The sequence below is a fragment of the Ectobacillus ponti genome, assembly GCF_024294785.1.
In the GTDB taxonomy this organism is placed as follows: domain Bacteria; phylum Bacillota; class Bacilli; order Bacillales; family Bacillaceae_G; genus Ectobacillus; species Ectobacillus ponti.
This window is the reverse complement of sequence record NZ_JANCLT010000001.1, coordinates 392,707-412,422: the sequence shown is the minus strand read 5'-3', so window position 1 is coordinate 412,422 and position 19,716 is coordinate 392,707. Positions and strand designations below refer to the sequence as shown.

General features: G+C 51.0%; 15 protein-coding genes and 2 tRNA genes. 15 read left to right on the top strand and 2 right to left on the bottom strand.

What is annotated here, in order from left to right; all coding sequences use genetic code 11:
* Positions 1 to 57: 57 nt before the first annotated feature.
* Both NK662_RS02185 and NK662_RS02180 read left to right on the top strand, forming a co-directional pair.
* A tRNA-Gly gene (locus tag NK662_RS02185) sits at positions 58 to 131 on the top strand.
* A gap of 17 nt (positions 132 to 148) precedes the next feature.
* Positions 149 to 222 (top strand) — tRNA-Arg (locus NK662_RS02180).
* 360 nt (positions 223 to 582) lie between these two features.
* Here NK662_RS02180 and NK662_RS02175 read toward each other — a convergent pair.
* Positions 583 to 1,707 carry an acyltransferase gene (locus NK662_RS02175; RefSeq protein WP_254756891.1) on the bottom strand — a complete coding sequence of 375 codons (1,125 nt, stop codon included), beginning with the start codon at positions 1,705 to 1,707 and terminating at the stop codon, positions 583 to 585.
* A 248-nt stretch (positions 1,708 to 1,955) separates the two neighbouring features.
* Entirely contained in the window at positions 1,956 to 3,101 is a 1,146-nt protein-coding gene (locus NK662_RS02170; protein WP_254756889.1) for a glycosyltransferase family 2 protein, read from the bottom strand.
* Between the two features lie 424 nt (positions 3,102 to 3,525).
* Between NK662_RS02170 and NK662_RS02165 the strand changes: the two genes are divergently transcribed.
* The 13 genes from NK662_RS02165 (at position 3,526) to hemL (ending at position 19,617) form a co-directional block, all read left to right on the top strand.
* On the top strand, positions 3,526 to 4,047 hold the full coding sequence (locus tag NK662_RS02165; protein ID WP_254756887.1) for a CBO0543 family protein: 522 nt from the start codon (positions 3,526 to 3,528) through the stop codon (positions 4,045 to 4,047).
* 141 nt (positions 4,048 to 4,188) lie between these two features.
* Positions 4,189 to 5,181, top strand: coding sequence for a hypothetical protein (locus NK662_RS02160; RefSeq protein WP_254756885.1), 993 nt, complete (start codon positions 4,189 to 4,191; stop codon positions 5,179 to 5,181).
* 184 nt (positions 5,182 to 5,365) lie between these two features.
* Positions 5,366 to 6,649: a trigger factor gene (gene tig / locus NK662_RS02155; protein ID WP_254756883.1), complete on the top strand. Its 1,284-nt coding sequence runs from the start codon at positions 5,366 to 5,368 to the stop codon at positions 6,647 to 6,649.
* Positions 6,650 to 6,902: 253 nt separating this feature from the next.
* Positions 6,903 to 8,165: an ATP-dependent protease ATP-binding subunit ClpX gene (clpX, locus tag NK662_RS02150; protein ID WP_254756881.1), complete on the top strand. Its 1,263-nt coding sequence runs from the start codon at positions 6,903 to 6,905 to the stop codon at positions 8,163 to 8,165.
* Positions 8,166 to 8,321: 156 nt separating this feature from the next.
* The gene (gene lonB / locus NK662_RS02145; protein WP_254756879.1) at positions 8,322 to 9,992 is read left to right on the top strand and encodes an ATP-dependent protease LonB; all 1,671 of its coding nucleotides are present in this window, start codon (positions 8,322 to 8,324) and stop codon (positions 9,990 to 9,992) included.
* 178 nt (positions 9,993 to 10,170) lie between these two features.
* A complete protein-coding gene (gene lon / locus NK662_RS02140) occupies positions 10,171 to 12,492 on the top strand; it encodes an endopeptidase La (RefSeq protein WP_254756877.1) in 2,322 nt (773 codons plus the stop codon).
* Entirely contained in the window at positions 12,489 to 13,094 is a 606-nt protein-coding gene (yihA, locus tag NK662_RS02135; RefSeq protein WP_254756875.1) for a ribosome biogenesis GTP-binding protein YihA/YsxC, read from the top strand. Before lon ends, yihA begins: the two co-directional genes overlap by 4 nt.
* Before the next feature lie 355 nt (positions 13,095 to 13,449).
* Positions 13,450 to 14,790 (top strand): glutamyl-tRNA reductase, encoded by a 1,341-nt coding sequence (hemA, locus tag NK662_RS02130; RefSeq protein WP_254756873.1) that lies wholly within the window; start codon positions 13,450 to 13,452, stop codon positions 14,788 to 14,790.
* A gap of 12 nt (positions 14,791 to 14,802) precedes the next feature.
* Complete coding sequence (locus NK662_RS02125; protein WP_254756871.1) at positions 14,803 to 15,636, top strand: cytochrome C assembly family protein; 834 nt, start codon at positions 14,803 to 14,805, stop codon at positions 15,634 to 15,636.
* 12 nt (positions 15,637 to 15,648) lie between these two features.
* Positions 15,649 to 16,575 carry a hydroxymethylbilane synthase gene (gene hemC / locus NK662_RS02120; protein WP_254756869.1) on the top strand — a complete coding sequence of 309 codons (927 nt, stop codon included), beginning with the start codon at positions 15,649 to 15,651 and terminating at the stop codon, positions 16,573 to 16,575.
* A 1-nt stretch (position 16,576) separates the two neighbouring features.
* Complete coding sequence (locus NK662_RS02115; protein ID WP_254756867.1) at positions 16,577 to 17,314, top strand: uroporphyrinogen-III synthase; 738 nt, start codon at positions 16,577 to 16,579, stop codon at positions 17,312 to 17,314.
* Positions 17,315 to 17,335: 21 nt separating this feature from the next.
* Positions 17,336 to 18,322 carry a porphobilinogen synthase gene (gene hemB / locus NK662_RS02110; RefSeq protein ID WP_254756865.1) on the top strand — a complete coding sequence of 329 codons (987 nt, stop codon included), beginning with the start codon at positions 17,336 to 17,338 and terminating at the stop codon, positions 18,320 to 18,322.
* A 2-nt stretch (positions 18,323 to 18,324) separates the two neighbouring features.
* Positions 18,325 to 19,617, top strand: a complete 1,293-nt coding sequence (gene hemL / locus NK662_RS02105) for a glutamate-1-semialdehyde 2,1-aminomutase (protein WP_254756863.1) — start codon at positions 18,325 to 18,327, stop codon at positions 19,615 to 19,617.
* The last annotated feature ends 99 nt before the right edge of the window (positions 19,618 to 19,716 follow it).

Genomic DNA, 19,716 nt, shown 5'->3' with positions numbered 1-19,716 from the left:
GACAGCACCGCATATAATGATAATTGTCGATATGATGCTACATCGCAATACTATTGTGCGGGTGTAGTTTAGTGGTAAAACAAGAGCCTTCCAAGCTCTGGTCGTGGGTTCGATTCCCATCACCCGCTCCACTATTCATTTTTAATATGTCCCAGTAGCTCAGCAGGATAGAGCAACGGCCTTCTAAGCCGTCGGTCGGGAGTTCGAATCTCTCCTGGGACGTCCTAAGAATGGGCAATGAAGCCCAATGAAACAGCCTCTTGGTTTGTTTAAGTCCATCGGTTAAAACCGAAGCTTAGACATGCTGAGAGGTTGTTTTTTGTTTTTGCTGGAAAGAAAAGAGTGTAAGATGTTTGAATTGGGGAGGCGGAGCCTTGGTGTTGGAGAAGGATTGCTGTACAGACCAAAATCAAGTAGCGGCTGATTCATAAAGCATCCGGACGGCTGCTATCACGATCCGGCCTGAGTGATTGACAGGGGTGGCCTTGCACACGAACCATGCTGCTGGCTCCTCGTTCCCTTATGTGTAGTTTTATCTTCCAACATGCGAAAAAAGAGCCCCGAAGGACTCTTTCAGCCGTCTTATACCTTTCCTACTGTAACCTCGCCAAATGAAAGCTCTGTTCTGCTTAACAGCACACAAGCTCCGAGGCTCAGCAGCGAGCATGCAACGAACGATACAAACAGCTGGATGAACACATGCGCAGAATGGAGGTAAAACGAGACAAAATTATTCGTGTAGTGCAGTACAAAAGCATGAGTGAGATAAGCGCCAAATGAGTACTTCCCAAATGTATGCAGCATATCGGTTGCTGCCGATTTGAATGCTGTGAGCTTTTCCGCCAGCGCAAAAATCACTATGAGCTGCAGCAAAATGGTAAGCATCATGAAGGGCTGTAGCGGTCCGGTTATGCCGGCGCTCCGAATATAGTGATCTTCCATTACAGACCCCATCACCGCCACAATATCCGAGCAGATTATATACACACAAACCCCAAGGAGCACCAGGCTCGGAAGAAAGGCTTTGCGCACAAACAGCTTCCACTTCTCGTAATACAGTCCTGCAAAGCCTCCAAGCAGGAAGTAGAACACCCAAAAGATGAAATTGCGGTCCAGATATTTTACAAAAAACGCAAAGTGCGGATTAGGTGTGTTCAGCATGCCCTTCGACAGCGCGTAGACAAGCCCGAAGTTCAACACAAACGCCACCGCCAAAATGATAGCGTTTCCACGAAAGCCTCTTTGCGATGACAGCAGGCGCTGAAACAGCGGGAAGAGGAAGTAAAACGGAATCAGCATGACAATGAACCACAGATGATAAGAGGCTGTGCCGGTAAAGGAAAACGCAGCCATTTTCTTGATTTCCTGCAGCAGGGTGGAGGCAGCGAAGCCGCTCAGGAAGCTGACCCACGCATAATAGAACACTGTCCAGAAGAAATATGGAACAAAAATTTGGACAAAGCGCTTTTGCAGAAAGGCTTTGTAGTTGACCTTGTGTTGGTAGTTATAAAATAAAACAACACCGGAAATAAACACAAACAATGGCACGGCAAAGCGCGTCAGGCCCAGGAAGGTCGTTCCGGCCACAATAGAGAAGGGGCCTACCTCAGGCTTGTAGAACAGGCCGGCCATGACATGCTGAAATACAACAGCTAAAAATGCCAGTCCGCGCAATATCTCAATTTCTATTAATCTTTCTTTTTTCAAGGTAACGGTCCTCCGGCAAGTAAGATGTACACTTCAATAGATTAAAGGGGAAATTACTCATAAGTCACGTGGTAAATAATGGTTTACTTGAGACGGGGAGATTACGAACCGGGTTCGCGCAAAGCTGGAACTCCTGGATCGTGTTAAAATGGCGGTGAAGGCGCGTCAAAACAACCATCTGCCTGATCTTGGCGAGGCAGATGGTTGTTTTGACGCAGCCGGAAATCAGTTGCCGGTATGCAAAGCATTTACTTGTTTTGCTGCTCCCTAAGCTCCCTTAAGGAATACAGTGTCCCTCTCCAAACAATCCCGCCCCGTTTGAAAACCAAAATCATTGTTCGAACGATTGAGCAAATCAACAAGGCAGCTGCAAAGGGGAAAAGCGGGACATGGAATAAGGAATAGGCTGTTGTTTTCTTCAGTGTAATTCCATAGAGCAAGGAGATGGCCAGTACTGACCCAAGGCTGAACAGCTGCTGCAGCCCTGAGGAAAACAGCAAAGCGAGATAAGGCAGCACGTGAAACAAGAAGAGAGCGGTGATGGAAAATGCAACCAGCCACAATCTGTAGTTGTAGGCGGCAAAGGTATTCTTCTCCAAACCGATGAATGCTTCGCGCAATGTGCTGTACCAATGGACACGCAGCATGGCAGAACCGGAGACCACCCTCTGCCTCAGACCAGCTTCTTTCACCTTCATCCCCAACTGCAGGTCGTCGTCAGGCCGCATCCGGATGGCTTTGTGGGTTCCCATTTTCTCATAGGCTGTTTTCGCGATGAGATTGAAGGCGCCGATTCCGAGACCGACCTTTGAATGGTCATCATTTGCTTTCCAGGGGCGTATAAGATAAGTGAAGCTAAAGAGGAAGTGTCCGATGAAAGAAGTGAGCCATATGCCACTTGCGGTGAGGTTTGGCAGCACGGTGATGTGGTCAGCCTGCTCGGAAGACAGGTAGCTGACAGCCTTCTGCAAACAATCCGGCTCCATAAGGACATCCGCATCCATGAACAACAGCAAATCCCCTTTGGCATGCTGGTATCCTGTATACAGGGCATGGTTTTTGCCAAGCCAGCCGTTTGGCAGCTGCTTCACGTGAATCGGCTGGATTCTCGGGTTGCTGGCTGAAAAACGCTCCAGCAAGTCCCCTGTCCGGTCCGTGGACCGGTCGTTGACAACAATCCACTCTACATGCTGATAGCGTTGGGCGACCTGGCTGCGAAGAGCACTCTCAATGGCAGCCTCCTCATTTCGGGCCGCAATGATGACGGATACAAAAGGTTCTGCTGAAGTGGTTTGGACATGCTCCAAATTCTCCAGCCTATACAATCCCGGCACTAATTGTGCGCCCACGAGAAGCCAAAACAGCAAAATGACGACTAGTAAGACTGCAAGCATGGAAGTCCTCCTTTCCTTGTCCCTTTTTCACCAATATACAGCTATGATTCTAATTATGGGGACGTTGTTCTGCCGTGTCTACTTTAACAGCTTTTATGGGGTCAGGTAATGCCATTTTAAGGCAGGTTTTCTATAGGGGAAATATCAACGGATGATTTAGACCCAAAGATACATAACAAATCATTGACCCTTCGCATAGAACCCCCGGCAAATCAACAACAAAGTCATGTTAAGTTTGCTTCCAACTTCCGGGACATTTCCTAATCTTCCGCTTGAGCCTATAGGATATCTCTTTTTAACATTATACAGATTTTTGAAGGAGGAACTGCATAGAACACAGTCTGTCTGCCTACATTATAAAGGTGAATCTTGGAAAAGCAGACAGAGGGATTGGAACGAAATCAGCAAAGCAAGGGTGAACAGTGTGCATCTACTCTTAGGAATCATCACCATTATATACGTCTGGATACGCAAGGATTATGTGCGGTGGCGGCAGTTTCTGCCGACCATGCAGTATATTGCCATTGGCAACCTCACCTATAATTTTTTGTGCACCCGTTATTTGCTTTGGCAGCTCCGCCCTGATTTTCTAACCAATCATTCCACGACTGAACTCATCTACACATTTATTACGTTTCCCGGCACTGCGCTTATGTTTCTGGTGCGTTATCCATTTCAGGGGAGCCTGAGGCGGCGGGGGCTGTATATCGGCTTTTGGATTGCTGTATATGCTGTGATTGAGCTGATTCTTGTTATGCGCGGGAATATTATTTACAGCTACGGCTGGAACCTTGGCTGGTCCGTTGCCTTTGACGCTGTCATGTTTATGATGCTCGCGCTGCATCATAAACGGCCATTATTGGCATATGTCCTCAGCATCCCAATTACGGTGGGGCTTCTTTGGCTGTTTGATGTACCGGTTGGAGTGCCGATTGAATACCGTTGACGCAAGGCGGCTGTTTGTGTGCCGCCTTTTTGCCCTGTATATGCACCTTGCAGGATGTAAAATGTGCCAGAAGTTGTGTTTTCATGACTGGTTTGTTATATTTACAAATAAGTGTATAAACCTGTGAAGAGAGGAAACGGCATGGAACAAAAAGAAAAAACAGTCGTATTGTTTCCAAACCTCTCGGATCTCTTGCGGGATAAGGGCTTTGAAGCGCTGCACAATCAGGATTTCACCGAGGCGCTGGAATGCTTTGAGCAGCTGCGCTGCCACGGTATGGAGGACGAGCGCTCCGCGTTTGCCGAGGTTGTTTGTTTGATGGAGCTGCATCAGCTGCGCGAGGCGCGGGAGCGTTGCGAACAGCTGATGGAAACGGCTTCTGAAACCTTTGCGGATACGGCGGAAATGTACATAACACTGCTCGTGCAGCTGCATGAGTATGGAGAAATTGCGAAGGTCATCCCGGTGCTGCTCGAGGGCGGTTTATCTCTGGAGCAGGCGGAGCGGCTGCAGTCGCTGCAGTCATTTGCCCGAAAGCTGCAGCAGGAAGCGCCGGAAGCTTCCATGGATGAGGATGAGGCACTGCATGCGGTGTTTCAGGGATATGATGCAATGAAGCAGCTGCAGGCCCTGCAGGAGCTGAGACAGTGCGGGAAGGTACATGCTTTTTCATTTTTGCGCACCTTCCTCGAGGATGACACGAAGCATCCGTATGTGAAATCCGTAATTCTGCATGCGCTCATGGATGGCGGGATTCAAGAGGAAATTGTGGTTGCGAAGTTTGGGGAAGTCATGGCGGTTGTGCCGCGTGAGCTGCAGCCGGCAGCAGAGGGCGAGTTTGCCAAAGAGGTGCTGAATCTGCTTGAGCGAAGGCTTGGCATGAAGAACCCTTCTATGTATGAAGCGCTGTCTTCCTACTGGTATGAGATGCTGTATGTGTTCTTTCCGTTCCAGCCGGAGCCTGCCCAGCCATCGGTATGGGCTGCCGTTCTGGAAATGGTGGGAGGAGAACGCTTTGAAGGATTTGCGGACGCAGCCCGGATTGCGGGCAGCTACGGCGCAGAGGTGTCTGAGGTGCTGAAGGCCCACGAGGTGTTTCTATGTGTGGAACGCAGCGGGACACTGCCTGTCTAGCAAAAAGAATGAGCCCTCATGTTGAAACAGCAATATTCTATGTTATAATGTAAGGGTTGTAAAAGGTGTATTGTGCCTTTTTTGGAGTGAACAGGCAAAGCAGCGCGCTGTTTGCTTATTATTGTATTAAGATGATTCTCGGACAACCATCCGATTCATTTTTATCGTTGGAGGGAAAGAATAAATGGCTGCAAAATGGGAAAAATTAGAAGGTAGCGTTGGCGTTCTGACTGTAGAGGTAGAAGCTGCGCAAGTAACAAAAGCAATTGATGCTGCATTCAAAAAGGTTGTTCAGCAAGTGAACGTACCAGGCTTCCGTAAAGGTAAAATGCCTCGTCCATTGTTCGAACAGCGCTTTGGTGTAGAATCTCTGTACCAAGATGCACTGGATATCATTCTGCCTGAGGCATACTCTCAAGCAGTTGAAGAAACTGGCATCTTCCCGGTTGCTCACCCTGAGATCGACATTGAGCAAATGGAAAAAGGCAAGGCGCTTGTATTCAAGGCGAAGGTAACAGTAAAGCCGGAAGTAACGCTTGGCGAGTACAAAGGCCTTGAACTGGAAAAGCTTGATGAGACTGTGACTGATGAGGATGTAAATGCTGAACTGACACGTCTGCAAGAGCGCCAAGCTGAGCTTGTTGTAAAAGAAGAAGGCGCGGCAGAAGAAGGCGACACAGCTGTTATCGACTTCGAAGGCTTCGTTGACGGCGTGGCATTCGAGGGCGGCAAAGGCGAGAACTACTCTTTGGAAATCGGCTCCGGCACATTTATCCCGGGCTTTGAAGCACAGTTGGTAGGGTTGAAGACTGGCGAATCCAAGGACGTGGAAGTAACATTCCCAGAGGAGTACCATGCTGCTGATCTGGCTGGCAAGCCGGCAGTATTCAAGGTAACTGTCCACGAAATCAAGGCAAAGGAACTGCCTGCACTTGATGATGAGTTCGCTAAAGACGTGAATGAAGAAGTTTCCACTTTGGACGAGCTGAAGGCGAAGCTGCGCGCTGATCTGGAAGCGGCAAAGAAAGCTGACGCTGAAAACAAGCTGCAAAACGATGCGGTGGAAAAGGCAGTTGCCAATGCGACTGTTGACATTCCGGAAGCAATGGTTGAGACAGAGCTTGGCCGCATGCTGCGTGAGTTCGAACAGCGCCTGCAGGCACAAGGCATGAACCTGGAGCTGTACTACCAGTTCACAGGCACTGATGAAGCTGCTCTGAAAGGCCAAATGCAAGAGGATGCGGCAGGCCGCGTGAAGACAAACCTTGTTCTTGAAGCAATCATCGAAGCTGAGAATATCACAGTGACAGAAGAAGAAGTGAACGAAGAAGTACAAAAGATGGCAGACATGTACAACATGCCTGTTGATGCTGTGAAGCAAGCGCTTGGCAATCTGGAAGGTGTAACAGAAGACCTGAAGATCCGCAATGCCGTAAACTTCCTAGTAGAAAACAGCAAAACTGCATAACATAACATATGAACAGGGCGCGACTCTTTGATCGTGCCTTGTTTTATAATCATTTCACCGAGGCGGCAGGAAAACCGCTTCTGTGTATAGAATATACATATTTTAAGTCGGCGCCGGGCTTCCAAAATATACCCGGTCATATCATTTGTATTTCCGGGTGTATGGTGACATAATATGTAGTTACATAAGGTAGTAAATTTTACTCTACATATGGCGAGTACTGTTTCTAGCTCTCTCTAAGGGGTGTGAAGGTATGTTTAAATTTAATGATGAAAAAGGGCAACTGAAGTGTTCCTTTTGCGGCAAGACACAGACGCAGGTGCGTAAGCTTGTAGCAGGACCGGGCGTTTATATTTGCGATGAATGCATTGAATTGTGCACAGAGATTGTGCAGGAGGAATTGGCAAAAGACGAAGAAGTGGAATTCAAGGATGTGCCGAAGCCGACAGAAATCCGTGAAATTCTCGATGAGTATGTCATCGGGCAGGACCAGGCGAAGAAGGCTTTGGCGGTGGCGGTATATAACCACTACAAGCGCATCAACTCCAACAGCAAGATTGACGATGTGGAGCTCTCCAAGAGCAACATCGTGCTGATTGGGCCGACAGGAAGCGGAAAAACGCTTCTTGCGCAGACATTGGCGCGTATTCTGAATGTACCGTTTGCAATCGCAGATGCCACTTCTCTTACGGAAGCCGGTTATGTGGGGGAAGACGTGGAGAACATTCTGCTGAAGCTCATCCAGGCAGCCGACTATGATGTGGAGAAGGCTGAAAAAGGCATTATCTACATCGACGAAATTGATAAGGTGGCGCGCAAGTCTGAGAACCCATCCATTACCCGTGATGTGTCCGGTGAAGGCGTACAGCAGGCGCTGCTGAAGATTTTGGAAGGAACAGTGGCAAGCGTGCCTCCTCAGGGCGGCCGCAAGCATCCGCATCAGGAGTTCATCCAAATCGACACAACAAATATTCTGTTCATTTGCGGCGGTGCGTTTGACGGCATCGAGCAAATCATCAAGCGCCGTCTCGGCCGCAAGGTGATCGGCTTCGGTTCCGACAAAAAGAATCAGTTCGACGATGAAAAGGTATTGTCCCATGTTCTGCCGGAGGACCTGCTGAAGTTCGGCCTAATTCCAGAATTTATCGGCCGTTTGCCGGTTATTGCAAACCTGGAGCAGCTGGATGAAGCAGCGCTGGTGGAGATTCTGACAAAGCCGAAAAACGCATTGGTGAAGCAATACCAGAAGCTTCTTGAGCTGGATGATGTCGAGCTTGAGTTTGAAGAAGGCGCTTTGCTGGAGATTGCGAAAAAGGCAATTGAGCGTAAGACGGGTGCGCGCGGTCTCCGCTCCATCATCGAGGGCATGATGCTCGACGTGATGTTCGAGCTGCCATCCCGCGATGATATTGAAAAGTGCATCATTTCGAAGGAGACGGTAGTCGACAACGCGCCAGCCAAGCTGGTGCTTCACGACGGCACGATTCTGGAGCAAGGCACGAAAACATCCGCATAACACCAACAGGAGGCTATTTGAACAGGCCTCCTGTTTTTATTTGGCGGGCCCCATCCAGCCTGTCTGCTGCATCTGCCTGACTGGAAAATGTTTAGCACCCTTCCAACCCGGAGATACTAATAAATAAAACTATGAAGGGTTTGGGAGGGATCAAGCATGAGCTGGACGAACGTAATCCTACTCATCCAATTGGCCTTCGGCGTTATCGTCGGCCTTTACTTTTGGCATTTGCTGCGCAGCCAACGGACACAAAAAATATCCATTGATAAAGAATCGCGCAAAGAAATGGAGCAGCTCCGCAAGATGCGGACCATTTCTCTGACAGAACCATTGGCGGAGCGGGTACGTCCGGCTTCATTTGCTGATATCGTCGGACAAGAGGACGGAATCCGCTCGCTGAAGGCGGCATTGTGTGGCCCGAACCCGCAGCACGTCATCATCTATGGGCCGCCGGGAGTCGGGAAAACGGCCGCAGCGCGTCTCGTGCTGGAGGAGGCAAAGAAGAATCCGAAGTCTCCATTCCGGGCTTCCTCCGTGTTTGTGGAGCTGGATGCCACCACAGCCCGGTTTGATGAGCGCGGCATCGCCGACCCGTTGATTGGCTCCGTGCACGATCCGATTTACCAGGGAGCCGGGGCAATGGGGCAAGCCGGCATTCCGCAGCCGAAAAAAGGAGCTGTCACGGATGCGCACGGCGGAATCCTGTTCATTGATGAGATAGGGGAACTGCATCCGATTCAGATGAATAAGATGCTGAAGGTGCTGGAGGATCGAAAGGTATTTTTGGAAAGTGCCTATTATAGTGAAGAGAATACGATGATTCCTACATACATTCATGACATTTTTCAAAATGGCCTGCCGGCGGACTTCCGGCTGGTTGGCGCCACAACGCGTTCGCCTGATGAAATTCCGCCAGCCATCCGTTCCCGCTGTCTGGAGGTTTTTTTCCGCGAACTGGATACAGCCGAAATTGAAGCAGTGGCCCAAAATGCAGCAAACCGGGTTAATCTGGAAATCAGCAGGAATGCCTTGTCCATGGTTGGCAAGTATGCCCGCAACGGGCGGGAAGCCATCAATCTGGTGCAAATCGCGGCGGGCATGGCCATTAATGATGAACGTGCCTTTATTAAGGATGAAGACATTGAATGGGTCATCCATTCGAGCCAACTGACGCCAAAGTATGAAAAGCGTGTATACCCAATTCCGCGCATCGGGCTGGTCAACGGCTTGGCTGTCTTTGGGCCGAACATGGGGGCCTTGCTGGACATCGAAGTAACAGCCATTCCGGCGGAGGGGAAAGGCTCTGTTATTGTAACGGGGATTGTCGAGGAAGAAAGCATCGGCACGCAGACGAAGTCCATCCGCCGCAAGAGTATGGCCAAGGGCTCTGTTGAGAATGTGGCAACGGTGCTCCGTTCGCTTGGGTTGTATCCAGCTGGATATGACTTGCATATCAACTTCCCGGGCGGCGCACCAGTGGATGGTCCTTCAGCCGGCATTGCCATCGCAACCGGCGTATATTCTGCCGTGCAGGGCTTGTATGTACGCAATGATGTTGCGATGACCGGGGAAATCAGTATTCATGGAGAAGTAAGGCCGGTTGGCGGTGTGTACGCCAAGGTGAAGGCAGCCCAGAAGGCAGGCGCAAAAAAGGTTCTTATTCCTGCCGAAAACATGCAGCCGATTTTATTTTCCATTGAGGGCATCGAAATTGTGCCGGTCCGCCATGTGCAGGAAGTGTTTGCTCATGCATTTGTTCCGCAGGACACCTCTCTATATCAGGATGCTGCACCTCTGCATCTTGACGATGAGGCGCGTTCTGTATAGAAAGTTTGACTCCGCTCAAGCGGCTCCCGCTTGAGCGGAGTCGCTTTTTGCTTTTTTGTCTTTTTTATGGTAAGAAAAGGCCTTTCTTTTTCACGCATGAAGCCAACGGAATTGCGTAAAGCTTCTAGTGTAATATACAATAGTTGAACAGACAAAGAATTGGAGGTGCTATACACATATGAAGCAGAACGAAAAGATCGTTCCCCTCCTGCCGCTGCGCGGCATACTCGTATATCCGACCATGGTGCTTCATCTGGATGTAGGACGCGAAAAATCTATTCGGGCAGTGGAGCAGGCTGCTCTGGAGGATAATCTTATTTTTCTTGTTACCCAGAGGGACGTGAACTTGGATCAGCCGGCACAGGAAGATTTGTATACAGTGGGTACACTTGCTAAGGTCAAGCAAATGCTGAAGCTGCCCAATGGCACAATCCGTGTGCTGGTGGAAGGGCTCAACCGTGCAGAGCTGCTTGAACTGATTGATGAAGAAAGCATCGCCAACGCGAGAATCTCCGTGTACGAGGAAACTGCGGAAGGCGATATGGAGGAGAAGGCGCTCATGCGCTCTCTCATTGAGCATTTTGAGCAGTACATCAAGCTGTCAAAGAAGGTCTCCAATGAAACCTTTGCTACGGTTGTGGATGTGGAGGAGCCGGGCCGTCTTGCGGATTTAGTTGCTTCCCATCTGCCCTTGAAGATGAAGGAGAAGCAGGACATTCTGGAGGTCTTTGACGTCAAGGAGCGTCTGCAGCTGTTGATTTCCCTCATCCAAAATGAGCAGGAGCTGCTGAACCTGGAGAAGAAGATTGGCCAGCGGGTGAAGAAGTCCATGGAACGGACGCAAAAGGAATACTTCCTGCGTGAGCAAATGAAGGCCATCCAGAAGGAGCTGGGCGAGAAGGAAGGAAAGGGCGGCGAAGTAGAGGAACTGCGCGGGCGCATTGAAGAATCCGGCATGCCGCAAAGCATGAAGGAGACAGCCCTGCGCGAGCTGGACCGCTATGAGAAGCTGCCGGCAAGCTCGGCTGAGAGCAGTGTCATCCGGAATTATATGGATTGGCTGCTGGCCCTTCCTTATACAGAGGCGACGGAGGATATTTTGGATATTCGCCGTGCTGAGCGCATTTTAAATGAAGACCATTTCGGTCTGGAAAAGGTAAAAGAGCGTGTGCTGGAGTATTTGGCGGTACAGAAGCTGACACGTTCGCTGAAAGGGCCGATCCTTTGCCTGGTGGGGCCTCCCGGAGTAGGGAAAACCTCGTTGGCCCGTTCCATTGCAAAATCGCTGAACCGCAATTTTGTCCGGGTTTCCCTTGGCGGCGTGCGGGATGAATCCGAAGTGCGCGGCCACCGCCGTACATACGTCGGCGCCATGCCGGGCCGCATTATTCAGGGAATGAAAAAGGCAAAATCCATCAACCCGGTGTTCCTGCTGGATGAAATTGATAAAATGTCGAATGACTTCCGGGGCGATCCGTCAGCGGCGCTGCTTGAGGTGCTGGATCCGGAGCAAAATCATAACTTCAGCGACCACTACATTGAAGAGCCGTATGACCTGTCCAAGGTAATGTTCGTGGCGACAGCCAATTCCTTGGCGACCATCCCAGGGCCGCTTTTAGACCGGATGGAGCTCATTTCTCTGGCCGGCTATACGGAGCTTGAGAAAGTACATATCGCCAGTGATCACCTGCTGCCAAAGCAGATTCAGGAGCATGGGCTGGCAAAAGGGAAGCTGCAGGTGCGCGAAGATGCGCTCTTGGAGATTATCCGATACTATACAAGAGAAGCAGGCGTACGGACGCTTGAGCGCCAACTGGCTGCGGTCTGCCGCAAAGCGGCGCGCATTCTTGTGACGGAAGAGCGGAAACGCATTGTCGTGACGGAAAAGAACCTGCAGGAATTCCTTGGCCGGCGCAAATTCCGCTACGGCGAAGCGGAAGCAGAGGACCAGGTTGGTGTGGCGACGGGGCTGGCATATACAACAGCCGGCGGTGATACCTTGGCCATTGAGGTATCCGTATATCCGGGCAAAGGACGCCTGACATTGACTGGGAAGCTGGGAGATGTTATGAAGGAATCTGCGCAGGCAGCCTTCAGCTATATCCGCTCCCGTGCGGCGGAGCTGGACATTGACCCGGATTTTCACGAGAAAAATGATATCCATATACATGTGCCGGAAGGAGCTGTGCCGAAGGATGGACCTTCAGCGGGCATTACAATGGCAACAGCCCTGATTTCGGCACTTACAGGGCGCCCGGTCAGCAGAGAGGTCGGCATGACCGGAGAGATTACACTGCGCGGACGGGTCCTGCCAATCGGCGGTTTAAAGGAAAAGACACTGAGTGCGCACCGGGCCGGTTTGAAGAAGATAATTGCGCCGGCTGACAATGAGAAGGATTTGGATGATATTCCGGATTCCGTCAAAGAGAATCTGCAGTTTGTCTTTGTTTCTCATTTGGATGAGGTGCTGCAGCATGCATTAGTAGGAGTGAAACAATGAAGGTAACAAAAGCAGACATCGTCATAAGCGCGGTCAAACCGGCGCAGTATCCGGAGGGAAATCTTCCGGAGATTGCGCTGGCAGGCCGCTCAAATGTCGGAAAGTCCTCATTTATCAACAAGATTTTAAACAGAAAGAGCCTGGCCCGGATTTCCTCCAAGCCGGGGAAAACGCAAACGCTCAACTTCTTCCTGATCAATGATATCATCCACTTTGTGGATGTGCCTGGCTATGGATATGCGAAGGTATCCAAGACAGAGCGCGAGGCCTGGGGGAAGATGATTGAGACATATTTCACAACCCGTGAGCAGCTGAAAGCGACTGTGCTGGTTGTGGATTTGCGCCATGAGCCGACCAATGACGATGTCATGATGTACAACTTTTTAAAGCATTATGAAATTCCTGTCATTGTTGTGGCAACAAAGGCAGATAAAATCCCGAAGGGCAAATGGCAGAAGCATCTCAAGGTTGTGAAGGAAGCCCTTGATATTGCCGAGGGAGATGAGATTGTATTATTCTCCTCTGAAACGGGCCTTGGCAAAGACGAGGCCTGGAAAGCCATTTATCGTTTTGCGGGATTGGGCAACAACACGACAAGCTGATACTGTTGAGGATCTTGCCATAGGCAGGGTCCTTTTTTGTTATGTGCCGAAGCTCTTGCAGGAATAAGGAGAGGACTTTAGGCAAACACTTCTCTTGCGGGAAATACTGACAGATTCTGCATATGCAGGCAGCGAATTCTGTCGCTTTTGCGCTGTGGAATAGTTTCCATTGCTTGATTCTCCCCACCTTTTTTGATAACGTACAAGATAGAGTATCTTGCACTTGTGATAGGCTATATTTTGAAAGGGTGAATCTGACAAGGCAGCATGTTCACAGTTTTGTCAGATTTATGCGGGGGAAATTGTATTATTATAGAGGATAGGTGAACAAATCGGGAAAAGGGGGTTTTATTACATGCATGTTCTTGTTGTTGGCGTTAACTATCGAACAGCCCCTGTAGAGATTCGCGAGAAGCTGTCATTTCAGGAGACGGATTTAGAACAGGCAATGCTGCAGCTGCAGCTGCAAAAAAGCGTGCTGGAAAATGTAATTGTATCGACATGCAACCGAACGGAGATTTATGCTGTTGTGGATCAATTGCATACGGGCCGTTATTATATTAAGAAATTTTTAGCTGATTGGTTTCAGCTTCCAATAGAAGAGGTTTCTCCGTATCTGTTCATGCGTGAAGATGACCATGCCACGGAGCATCTGTTCCGGGTTGCATGCGGTCTGGACTCCATGGTGGTCGGGGAAACGCAGATTTTGGGCCAAGTGCGCTCCAGCTTCCTGACAGCGCAGCAGGCGCATACAACAGGCACGGTGTTCAATGAACTGTTCAAGCAGGCGGTTACACTGGCGAAGCGCGCCCATTCCGAGACAGCCATTGGCGGCAATGCGATGTCGGTAAGCTACGCTGCGGTTGAACTGGCCAAAAAGATTTTCGGAGATTTGCGTGAGTGCCATGTGCTGGTGCTTGGCGCCGGGAAGATGGGAGACCTCGCCCTGCAGAACTTGCATGGAAGTGGTGTGGGTCAAGTGACAGTCATGAACCGCACCTTTGCCAAAGCAGAAGCGGTAGCTGATAAATACAACGGACAAGCGAAGCAAATGTCCGAGTTGCAGTGTGCGCTCATTGAGGCGGACATTCTAATCAGCTCAACCGGCGCAACGCAGTATATTATCACTAAAGATATGATGGCAAAGGTAGAAAGAGTGCGCCGGGGCCGTCCGATCTTTATGGTGGACATTGCGGTGCCGCGTGATTTGGATCCAGCCATCGGAGAACTCGACAGCGTATTCCTGTATGACATTGATGATCTGCAGGGTGTGGTGGAAGCGAATAAGGAAGAGCGCTTGAAGGAAGCCGAGAAAATCGGAGTCATGATTGAAGAAGAGATCGTGGTGTTCAAGGCCTGGATGAATACACTTGGTGTGGTACCGCTGATTTCCGCGCTGCGCGACAAGGCATTATCCATCCAAAGCGAAACCATGCAAAGCATCGAACGCAAAATCCCGAACTTGACAGAGCGGGAGCGGAAGGTCATCAGCAAGCATACAAAAAGCATCATCAATCAGCTGTTGAAGGATCCGATCTTGGTTGCGAAGGAGCTGGCTGCAGAAGAAAATGCGCCGGAAAAGCTGGACCTGTTTGCAAAAATCTTCGGCTTGTCTGCTGATGAAGAAGTGGAAGGGTATGAAGCAAAGCGGGAGCAACTGCAATATATCACCGCTGCTGGAAAGCTTTCTGTATAGGTTGGGCCGCAGATGGAACTGCTGAATAACAGCCTTGTTTATCACGTTGCCATCATCTTGTATGCGTGCAGCGTCAGTCTGTATTTCATAGATTATTTTCAAAGTAACCAAAGGGTGAATCGGATTGCCTTTTGGTTACTTTCCATTGTTTGGATTCTGCATACGGTGTTTATCGTCATGCGTGCGGTGGAGACGGAGACCAGCCCTGTGCTGACGCTTGTCTCGGGCGTGTATTTCTATGTGTGGGTGCTGATTGGCTTGTCTCTGGTCATTAATCGGCTGCTGCGGGTGGATTTTCTTGTGTTTTTTACAAATGTGCTCGCTTTTATTGTCAGCGCCTTCTCTATTTTCACGCCGCTTGGCAAGGCGCCGCCCGTGCTGGCCAACCGCCTTTTGTCCGAACTTGTGTATGTGCACGTCGGCATGGCGATTGCCTGTTATGCAGCCTTTACCGTTTCCTTTATTTTTTCTGTCATGTACCTGCTGCAGTATCGGCTGCTGAAGCAGAAGAAGTGGAATGCGCGTTTGCGCCGTCTGGGCAATCTGTCCAGGCTGGACCAGATGTCACACATGCTGAACCTCTTCTCTGTTCCTTTTTTCCTGTTGGCCATTTCGCTTGGCTGCTTGTGGGGGTATTTGAAGCTCGAGAATTTTCATCTGTATGACCCGAAGGTAGTAGGGTCCTTTATTGTATTGGTCATTTACACTGCCGGCATTTATTTGCGGGCTTCCGATAGACTGCAGGGGAAGAACATTGCCAGCTGGAATGTAGGGGCGTTTCTTGTGATGCTCATTAATATCTTCTTGTTCACAAGCCTGTCTTCATTCCATTTCTGGCATTCATAGGAGAGAAAACATATGCGCAAAATTGTAGTAGGTTCCAGAAAAAGCAAGCTTGCTTTAACGCAGACGAACTGGGTCATTCAGCAGCTGAAGAATCTCGGTCTGCCATACGAGTTTGAAGTGAAAGAAATTGTGACAAAGGGAGATGTGATCCTGGACGTTACGCTTTCGAAGGTGGGCGGCAAGGGTCTGTTTGTAAAGGAAATTGAACAGGCCATGTTGGATAAAGAAATCGATATGGCGGTTCACAGCATGAAGGATATGCCGGCCGTATTGCCGGAGGGCTTGACAATCGGCTGTGTGCCAAAGCGGGAGGATCCGCGGGATGTTGTAATTTCCGAAAGCGGCAAAACCTTCTCTGAGCTGCCGGCCGGATCCGTTGTCGGCACGAGCAGTCTCCGCCGCAGCACGCAAATGCTGGCAGCGCGCCCGGATTTGGAGATTCAGTGGATCCGCGGCAATATTGACACGCGTCTGCGCAAGCTGAAGGAAGAGAACTATGATGCGATTGTGCTGGCGGCAGCCGGCCTGAAGCGCATGGGCTGGGCTGAGGATGTCATCACGAACTATATGGAAACAGACGTGTGCGTACCTGCAGTCGGCCAAGGGGCATTGGCGATTGAGTGCCGTGCAGATGATGCAGAGCTGTTGGCAGCGCTGCAGCAGTTTAACGATACGGCAACAGAGCGCACAGTGGCAGCGGAGCGGGTATTCCTGCATAAGCTGGAGGGCGGCTGCCAGGTGCCGATTGCAGGCTATGCGACATTGCAGGAGGATGGCGGACTGGAGCTGACGGCATTGGTAGGTTCCAAGGACGGCTCTATTCTGCTGAAGGAGGTTGTCCGCGGGACAGATCCACAGCAGATCGGTGAGCAGGCAGCACAGCTTTTGCTGGAGCGCGGCGCGAAGCAGCTGATTGACGAAGTGAAGGAGCAGCAGTAAGATGACTGCTCCTCTTTTGCACAAGCGGGTTGTGATTACGCGGCCGAAGGGGCAGACAAAAGCGATGGCGGCAGCCATTCAGAATTGGGGCGGCGTTCCGGTGGAGCTGCCTCTTTTGCATATTGTGCCGGCTCAACTCTCTCAGCTGTCCTTCGGGAAGTACAGCTGGCTTATTTTTACAAGCCAAAATGCGGTGCGGCACTTTTTTGCGGGTGCGCCGTTCCTGCCGGAGCATATGCGGATTGCCGCAGTAGGCAGCAAAACAAAGCTGGCTGTGGAAGCATACGGCCACTCTGTTGCCTTTGTGCCGCAGGAGTTTGTTGCAGAAGCCTTTTTACAGGAGTTTTCTCTTCTGATGAAGCCCGGGGAGGCCATCCTGTTTCCGCGCGGCGATTTGGCCCGTGATGTGATTGCGGCAGGCTTGCGCCGGCAGGGTGTGCCGGTGGACGAGCTGGTTGTATATGAGACAAAGCCGTATATGGCAATGAGAGAAGAACTGATTCATGTGCTGCAGGATGGAGGGGCAGATATGCTGACGTTTACCAGCCCTTCGGCGGTAGAGGCGTTTGTTTCCCTGCTTGAAGGCACAAACTGGAGACAGTGGACAAAAAAGTGTACAATTGGTTGTATCGGCCCGGTGACGGAGCGCGCGGCAGTTAAGTATTTTCCTTCTGTGGTTGTGCCATCCGAGTATACGGTGGAAGGCTTGCTGGCGGCCCTGGCCGAACGGGTATCTTAATCAGAATTGGAGATGGAAAGCATGAGCGGATTGCAGTTTCAGCGCCACCGCCGTTTGCGTCAAACGGCAAGCATGCGCGCATTGGTAAGAGAAACACATTTACATACAGAGGACTTCATCTATCCGATTTTTGTCGTAGAAGGCGAAAATAAACGCAATGCAGTCGCGTCCATGCCGGGCGTGGACCAAATTTCATTGGATCTGTTGAATGCGGATATGCAGGAGGTAGTGGGCCTTGGCATTCGTTCCGTCATCGTATTCGGTGTGCCGGCTGAGAAGGATGAGGTTGGCTCTTCCGCATACTGCGAGCACGGCATCGTACAGCGTGCGATCGGGCAAATTAAAGAAAACTTCCCTGAGCTCGTGGTCATTGCCGACACATGCCTGTGCCAGTACACCAGCCATGGCCATTGCGGTGTCATCCGTGATGGTGTCATTGAAAATGATGAGTCATTGGAGCTGCTGGCAAAGACAGCGGTAAGCCAGGCCAAGGCAGGCGCGGATATTATTGCTCCTTCCAACATGATGGACGGCTTCGTGGCGGCAATCCGCCATGCACTGGATGAGAATGGCTTCGCGCATGTGCCGGTCATGTCTTATGCGGTAAAATACTCTTCCGCACACTACGGGCCATTCCGTGATGCGGCGCACAGCTCTCCGAAGTTCGGCGACCGCAAAGCCTATCAAATGGATCCGGCCAACCGTCTGGAGGCGCTGCGTGAAGCGGAGTCCGATGTACGCGAAGGAGCAGATTTCCTTATGGTAAAACCAGCTCTGTCCTACCTGGATATCATTCGCGATGTGAAAAATAACTTCAATCTGCCTGTTGTTGCTTATAACGTCAGCGGCGAATATTCCATGGTCAAAGCAGCTGCGCAAAACGGCTGGATTAACGAGAAGGAAATCGTGCTGGAGCAGCTGACCAGCATGAAGCGCGCGGGCGCTGATCTCATTCTGACTTACTTTGCCAAGGATGCAGCAAGATGGCTGCGGGAAGGGAGCAATTGAGTATGCGAAGCTATGAAAAGTCCATCGCCGCCTTTGAGGAAGCAAAACAGCTGCTGCCGGGCGGCGTGAACAGCCCGGTCCGCGCTTTCCGCGCGGTCGGCATGAGCCCGATTTTCATGAGCCACGGCAAGGGCTCCAAGATTTATGATATCGACGGCAATGAGTACATCGACTATGTGCTTTCTTGGGGGCCGCTCATTCACGGCCATGCGGATGACCGTGTAATTGAGGCGCTGAAGCGTGTGGCGGAAAAAGGCACGAGCTTCGGGGCGCCGACAGAACTGGAAACTGAAATGGCGAAGCTTGTACTGGAGCGTGTGCCATCCATGGAAATGGTGCGGATGGTCAACTCCGGCACGGAGGCAACCATGAGCGCCCTGCGTTTGGCGCGCGGCTATACAGGACGGAATAAAATTTTGAAGTTTGAAGGCTGCTACCACGGCCACGGCGACTCTCTGCTCATCAAGGCTGGTTCAGGTGTTGCGACACTTGGCCTGCCGGACAGCCCGGGTGTGCCGGAAAGCATTGCCCGCAATACGATTACCGTTCCGTACAACGACATGGAAAGTGTACGGGCGGCGTTTGCACAATTTGGCGCCGATATCGCGGCTGTCATCATTGAGCCGGTGGCCGGCAATATGGGTGTGGTGCTGCCGCTGCCAGGCTTCCTGGAGGACCTGCGTGAGATTACCACACAGCATGGCACACTTCTCATTTTCGATGAAGTCATGACAGGCTTCCGTGTTCATTACAACTGCGGCCAGGGCTACTTTGGCATTACGCCGGATTTGACATGCCTTGGCAAAGTCATCGGCGGCGGCCTGCCGGTTGGCGCATATGGCGGCAAAGCGGAAATTATGTCCCAGGTGGCGCCGAGCGGCCCAATCTATCAGGCGGGCACGCTGTCCGGCAACCCGCTTGCAATGGCAGCGGGCTACGAGACGCTGGTGCAGCTGACACCGGAATCCTATGTGGAGTTTGAGCGCAAGGCGGAAATGCTGGCCAATGGCCTGCAGGCAGCGGCTGAAAGGTACGGTGTGCCGCACTCCATCAACCGTGCGGGCTCTATGGTCGGCTTCTTCTTTACAAATGAGAAGGTCGTGAACTACGAGACAGCGAAAACCTCCGACCTTGAGTATTTCGCGGCATTCTACCGCGAAATGGCTGACCAGGGCGTATTCCTGCCGCCATCCCAATTCGAAGGCTTGTTCCTGTCCACTGTGCACAGCGATGAGGACATCCAGCATACGATTGCGGCGGCAGAGGCAGCCTTTGCCAAGCTGCAGGCGCGATAACACACAGACACTCCCCATAGCGGGAGTGTTTTTTTGTTATCGTGCCTGCAGCGCTGCGGCAAGCCCCACTCTAAAAAGGGTTTTGGCTTTTGCTTTTTA